Annotated in this window: 5 protein-coding genes; 2 read left to right on the forward strand and 3 right to left on the reverse strand. The window is 37.6% G+C overall.

Annotated features, from left to right (window positions below; translation table 11 throughout):
* Positions 1-911: 911 nt before the first annotated feature.
* From gmk to F6K40_RS16310, 3 genes are all read right to left on the reverse strand, one after another.
* Positions 912-1,472 carry a guanylate kinase gene (gene gmk, locus F6K40_RS16300; protein WP_293137591.1) on the reverse strand — a complete coding sequence of 187 codons (561 nt, stop codon included), beginning with the start codon at positions 1,470-1,472 and terminating at the stop codon, positions 912-914.
* Between the two features lie 175 nt (positions 1,473-1,647).
* On the reverse strand, positions 1,648-1,902 hold the full coding sequence (remA, locus tag F6K40_RS16305; protein WP_293137593.1) for an extracellular matrix/biofilm regulator RemA: 255 nt from the start codon (positions 1,900-1,902) through the stop codon (positions 1,648-1,650).
* A 453-nt stretch (positions 1,903-2,355) separates the two neighbouring features.
* On the reverse strand, positions 2,356-2,487 hold the full coding sequence (locus tag F6K40_RS16310) for a hypothetical protein (RefSeq protein WP_293137595.1): 132 nt from the start codon (positions 2,485-2,487) through the stop codon (positions 2,356-2,358).
* A 201-nt stretch (positions 2,488-2,688) separates the two neighbouring features.
* Here F6K40_RS16310 and F6K40_RS16315 point away from each other — a divergent pair, with 201 nt between their 5' ends.
* Positions 2,689-4,440 carry an Rqc2 family fibronectin-binding protein gene (locus F6K40_RS16315; RefSeq protein ID WP_293137597.1) on the forward strand — a complete coding sequence of 584 codons (1,752 nt, stop codon included), beginning with the start codon at positions 2,689-2,691 and terminating at the stop codon, positions 4,438-4,440.
* A gap of 956 nt (positions 4,441-5,396) precedes the next feature.
* The gene (cysH, locus tag F6K40_RS16320) at positions 5,397-6,227 is read left to right on the forward strand and encodes a phosphoadenosine phosphosulfate reductase (RefSeq protein WP_375340574.1); all 831 of its coding nucleotides are present in this window, start codon (positions 5,397-5,399) and stop codon (positions 6,225-6,227) included.
* Positions 6,228-6,594: the final 367 nt, after the last annotated feature.

A 6,594-nucleotide genomic window follows, 5' to 3' on the forward strand; every position in this document is an offset into this window, starting at 1 on the left:
TTATCCAAAAACAGGGGAGATAGACAAAATTTCTTGATTGAAAAAATGATAATTAGGGCAATCAATCTGGTTTGTTGTTTGTGGTGTGTCAACCAGGTTTCTATTGGATAGGAAGTAGGGAGTAGGGAAAAATTGATGAATAAGAGTGCAATAATTTATGGGATTTTTGATTATTGGAAATTTCGGAAGACTTATGCAAAAACAGGGTAGATAGACAAAATTTCCTGATGAAAAAAATGATAATTAGAGCAATCAACTTGCTTTGTTGTTTGTGGTGTGTCAACCCGGTTTCTATTGAATAGGGAGTCGGGAAAAATTAATGAACAAGAGTGCAATAATTTATGGGATTTTTGATGATTGGCAATTTCTGCAGACTTATGCAAAAACCGGGTAGATAGACAAAATTTCCTGATGAAAAAAATGATAATTAGAGCAATCAACTTGCTTTGTTGTTTGTGGTGTGTCAACCCGGTTTCTATTGAATAGGGAGTCAGGAAAAATTGATGAACAAGAGTGCAATAATTTATGGGATTTTTGATGATTGGCAATTTCTGCAGACTTAGGCAAAAACAGGGTAGATTAAGGAAACTTCGTGTCGAAAAAAATACCAGCTTTTTTATATGTACCAAAAAGCTGAAAAAGTTAGCATTTTAGGCAGACAAACACAGAAAAATCAAAGGATAAATATATCCGACTACCTCCTCTATAATTCCCATTTCTCCTAACTACTCCCTACTCCCTAAAAAGAGCAGAAAGACTTTTTCAACAAACCCTATCTAGTATTTATAGGAAGCGATCGCCCTGTAGGAACGTTGCATCCAACTTCTCTACTTTATGGTCTACTAATAAACATCTCCAAAAATCAATTATTATTCATAAATTATCAATTATTTCTCCCTACTCCCTACTCCCTACTCCCCAGAATCAAACAATATTGTCTCTAAATTTTGCAAAGCATCATCCAAATTATCATTCACTAATTGAATATCAAACTCTGTAGCTGCCTCAAGTTCTTCAGTCGCTCGTTGTAGACGTTTAGCGATCGCCTCTTCCGAATCTTGTCCCCTACCCCGCAATCTTTTTTCCAATTCAGCAGTCGAAGGTGGTAAAATAAATATCCGCAAAGCATCAGGAAAACTCTTTTGAATTTGTCGCGCACCTTCTAGCTCAATTTCCAGTATTACTGATTTACCTTGTTGAATATTTTCCATCACGGGGATACTTGGTGTGCCATAAAAATTACCAGCATATTCTGCCCACTCTAATAATTCCTCACTTTCGATCATTTGTTGAAATTTATCGCGGTCTACAAAAAAATAGCTCTTTCCCTCCACTTCCCCAGATCGAGGAGAACGAGTAGTAGCAGAAACAGACAAAACTAATTCTGGATGGCGTTGCAATAAAGAGCTTAACAAAGTCCCCTTACCTACACCACTTGGTCCAGTTAACACAATTAATTTACCACTTTGCATAATTTTCTATCATATTAGGAGGGATTAGGAGGGAACAGTTGGAAAAACATTTCCGTCTTTTTAAATTTCCTCATCAGTAATTGTCAAGAGCCAATTCTTTCTTAGCCATAGTCCTACCATAATTAATTATGATTAATCAGAGATTCTGCTCAACCCAAAATTAACTATCAAAACTTTAGTCATCTTTATGATTAAATATAAATCGGTGTGCTACTGTCTCAGGTTGAATTGAAGAAAGAATAACATGATTAGAATCTGTAATAATCACTGCTCTAGTACGCCGACCATAAGTAGCATCAATTAATTGGCCTCTTTCCCGTCCATCATTAATTATTCGCTTGATGGGAGCTGATTCTGGACTAACAATTGCAACTACCCGATTAGCAGAAACTATATTACCGAAACCAATGTTAATTAACTGGATATCCATGACAGATTATAATGAAATACAATAAACCTGTACTACTAAATGATAAATATAAAGTTTTTCACGCTTGAACGAAAAAATACATTAAAATCTTCATTTAGACAAACAAGGTTCTACAAAAAAAAGATATAGGAAGCAGAAAAAATGCCAACTATTAGAGCATTTTTCAATTTTTTCCTTATAGTCTCTCTCTATCTCCTATACTTTTACCTAACAACAGATACCCTACCTAACTCCTAGAAAAAAATTTAATATACCTAATAATAACAAATGTTTTTATAGAAGAAGTAATTATTTGTATCGTAAACTTTAAAAACAAATATAATTAAATAATTATTCCAATTTATAGCAATGCTTAAAGTTATGAGGCACATTTACAATCCCCCTAAATCCCCCTTGGAAAGCTATGCTTTATAAACATCTTTCTTAACATAAAACTTGGGCATTATTGACAAGTTATGTTGATGCTTCATAAACGGCTTTTTCAGCAGAAAAGTGTATTTTAATATGACATTTTTTTGATGATTGTAGGCGGGATTCTTCCTCCCCCTCCTCCCACACCTCCCCATCCTCCCCACCCTCCCACAAGGGTTTCAGGAGTTCCTTATAAGGGATAGCTTCTCAAGGGGGACTTTGAAGGTTTCTCCCTTTCCCAGGGGGCGGGGGGAATATAAAACTGTACCTCATAGACTAAAGAACTGCTATATCAAAAATTGAGAAACTAAATTTACATATAATTAATAAATAATTTTAGACCTTTAACTTGGAATTTTTAATTCTAACCTGACTGTGCAACCTGTTGATTATACAACTCTTATGGCCTCTTGTTCTGAACTCCGGTCTCAATGGCTGCCGGCCAGATTAGAACAAGTATATCAGCGCGATCGCTTTACCATTGCAATAGCCCTCCGAACTATCAAAAAACGAGGTTGGCTAGATATTTCTTGGCATCCCCAAGCAGCTCGCATTTGTACAAGCGACCCTCCTCCTCGAATCCCTGATACCTTTACTTTTAGTCAACAACTAAAACATCAATTAAGTGGACTAGCTTTAATAGCTATTGCTGAAGTTTCTCCTTGGGAAAGGGTTTTGGACTTCCAATTTGCCAAACGTCCTGGAGAACCTCCTCTGTGGCATCTTTATGTAGAAGTTATGACTAAATATAGTAATGTTATTCTTACCACTGCCAATAATTTAGTTGTTACCTGCGCCCATCAAGTTAATAATCAACAGTCTAGTGTCCGTCAAATTCAAACTGGTCAACCTTACGAACTTCCACCATCTCTAACTAATCCTATTCCTAGTTTGCAGGAAACTCAACAGCGGTGGCAAGAACGAATTAGTTTAATTCCTGGTCCATTATGGCGAAATTTGATCAAAAATTATCGTGGTCTTAGTAAAGCATTGGTACAACCAATGATTCAAACTGCCAATCTAGATCCGCAACAATCTACAGATGACCTGACTGCTTCAGACTGGGAAAAATTATTTCAACTTTGGCAAGAATGGCTGGGAATTTTGGCAAAATTGGATTTGTGTCCTAGTTGGACATTGACAGGTTACAGTGTAACAGGTTGGGGGGCAATAGAATCTGTTAATTCTGTCGGTGAATTAATAAATACCTATTATACTCAACAGCTTAATCAGCAAGAGTTTAGTCAACTTCATCATCAAATTACTCAAAAACTGAATAGTATTACGGCTAAGTTACAGCTAAAGGCCAATACTTTTACCGAACGTTTACAGCAGTCGGATGGAGCAGAATTGTTGCGATCGCAAGCCGATTTACTTATGGCCAATCTCCAGGAATGGCGCTCGGGGATGAAAAATATCTCCCTTGCGGACTTTGAAACGGGAGAAACTGTGGTCATCAAGTTAGATCCAGAAAAAAATGCAGTGCAAAATGCCCAACGTATTTATAAAAAGCACCAAAAGTTGAAACGGGCACGTACAGCAGTTGAGCCACTTTTGGCAGAAGTTCAAGGCGAAATTGACTATTTGGAACAAGTAGAAGCTTTTTTGTCTCAGTTAGATAGTTACCGCAGTCCAGAAGATTTAGAGACTCTGGTAGAAATTAGGGATGAGTTGATTCAACAAGGTTATCTTAACGCCCCAGAACATCATCATCAAGATAATAGAAAGGATACAGAATTTTATCGTTACCAAACTCCTAGTGGGTTGGAATTATTGGTAGGTCGTAATAACCGTCAAAATGACCTCTTGACTTTTCGAGTGGCGGGAGATTACGATTTATGGTTTCATACTCAGGAAATTCCTGGCAGTCATGTTTTGTTGCGACTGGATGCTGGCGCAATACCAGATGAAGTTGACCTACAGTTTGTTGCGGATATGAGTGCCTTTTATAGTCGTGCCCGACAAAGTGAAGTAGTTCCAGTGATTTATACCAAACCTAAGTTTGTTTATAAACCCAAGGGAGCAAAACCTGGTATGGTTGTCTATAAACAGGAGCAGGTTTTATGGGGTAAGCCACAAAGTGCGGAAGTCCATATAAAACAGCGGTCAACTTCTATAAATTTTTAAATTTTTTTTAAGAAATTTTTCAATAGTTTGTTAAAATAAGTACATACAACAAAGTGAGACAGTTAAACCCGCTAAACGCTGCGAACTTGGGAACGCGTAGCTAAAGGTTAATCTCACAGAAATAACAACGGAACATATTTAATATCTAGGCCAGTCGTCCAAAGCTGGTCTTTTTTTATTTAGGACTTGTTGATTAAATCTCAAAGTATTTAAAAATAAAGGTTTTAGCCTTTTTAGGTTGAAAAAAGGTGCAAGCTTTTAGGTCTAAAAAACTCAAAAAGTTACCATTTTGAGTAGACAAGGGCAGAAAAATCAAGGGACAATTCTTCCGACTACCTTCTATAGCAATCAGTTGTGATTTGTCAGAATTTGTAATATTTGCTCGTAGGGGTTTGGTCTCCAAACCCCTACAGTTTTTTCTCACATTTCATTGCTGATTGCTATATAATAGTCCTCCTGACTCCTGAGGACTGACTCCTAACCTTTCCAGAAATTATCAATGATTTCTCCCTGTTCCCTGTTAAGTGTTCCCTTAGAGTAGACAAGGGCAGAAAAATCGCGGGACAATTCTTCCGACTACCTTCTATAGCAATCAATTGTGATTTGTCAGAATTTGTAATATTTGATCGTAGGGGTTTGGTCTCCAAACCCTATCTTAGCTTTGGTTTGGAGACCAAACCCCTACAGTTTTTTCTCACATTTCATTGCTGATTGCTATATAATAGTCCTCCTGACTCCTGAGGACTGACTCCTAACCTTTCCAGAAATTATCAATGATTTCTCGCTGTTCCCTGTTAAGTGTTCCCTGTTAAGTGTTCCCTGTTAAGTGTTCCCTGTATTAGTAAATTAGAGGACAAAAAAGCTTTTTGTAATACAAGGTATTCTATAGATAAAAACAGTATAAATTATCTCTAATTGAAGAGTTATTGGTGACGTATGATAAACCATAACCCCTTATACCCAGATTTTTATTAATAATAACTATGTTACAACAGAGTTCGATCGCCCTCAACAAAAATGGACAATACGATTGGCAAGATTACACATATCCACCAGAACTGGATCTTGGGGTTGTTAATCAGAAACTTGGTCAAGCGGATGCTCAGACTTTAGTGAAGTGGGGATATGAAACTTTTAAGGAAGGTCTGGTTATGAGTACCAGTTTTGGTATCCAGGCTGCTGTTATGTTACACCTAGCTACAAGTGTTGTACCTAATATCCCTGTTATCTGGATTGATACAGGATATTTACCAGCCGAAACCTATAGATTTGCTGAAGAGTTGATAGAACGACTTAAACTTAATCTTAAAGTTTATCAGTCTTCTATTAGTCCAGCTCGGATGGAAGCTTTATATGGCCGACTTTGGGCTGAAAAAGATGTTGATGCCCTCAACCGCTATGACCAAATTCGTAAGGTAGAACCCATGGAACGAGCATTGAAAGAACTGAGGGCGACTGGTTGGTTGGCGGGGTTAAGGGGAGACCAAACTAAGCACCGTCAAGGTTTGCCTCGAATTGGTAAACAGTCGGGTGTATATAAGATTTTACCGATACTTAGTTGGAATGCACGGGATATTTATCAATATTTGACTGCTCACGATTTACCTTATCATCCATTTTTCGATTTGGGATACACTACTGTGGGAGATTGGCATTCTAGTCGGCCTTTGACTGTTGATGATGTAGATGAACGGGATACCCGTTTTCATGGCCTTAAGCAGGAGTGTGGCTTACATTTGCCTAAAACGGAGGGGGAGTCTCAAAGTCTGGATTCTAGTTTATTGTGAGAAGGAAGGCAGAAGGTAGAAGGGAAGAAAAGCAAAATTGTAGGGTGTGTTAGACGGCAAAAATTCAGACTCTGAAAGGGATTCAACAATCCGTCGTAACCCACCATTTTAGATTTATCGGTTTAGTAACGCACCACTTGTCCCAAATAAATGTTTCGGTGCGTTACGCTCCGCTAACACACCCTGTTGTTCAATAGTAGTGAGTGGAAAATTTTGACTATTTATCTTTCGTGGTGGAGTGCTTCAGGAAATGTATTGACTATTGTTCAATAGTAGCGAGTGGAAAATTTTGACTATTTATCTTTCGTGGTGGAGTGCTTCAGGAAATGTATTGACTATTGTTCAATAGTAGCGAGTGGAAAATTTT

This window comes from Okeania sp. SIO3I5 (assembly GCF_010672085.1).
Lineage (GTDB): Bacteria > Cyanobacteriota > Cyanobacteriia > Cyanobacteriales > Microcoleaceae > Trichodesmium.

Excerpts from the sequence above, each read along its gene's own strand:
- remA (WP_293137593.1), bottom strand. The coding sequence starts at position 1,902 with ATGGATATCCAGTTAATTAACATTGGTTTCGGTAATATAGTTTCTGCT.
- gmk (WP_293137591.1), bottom strand. The coding sequence starts at position 1,472 with ATGCAAAGTGGTAAATTAATTGTGTTAACTGGACCAAGTGGTGTAGGT.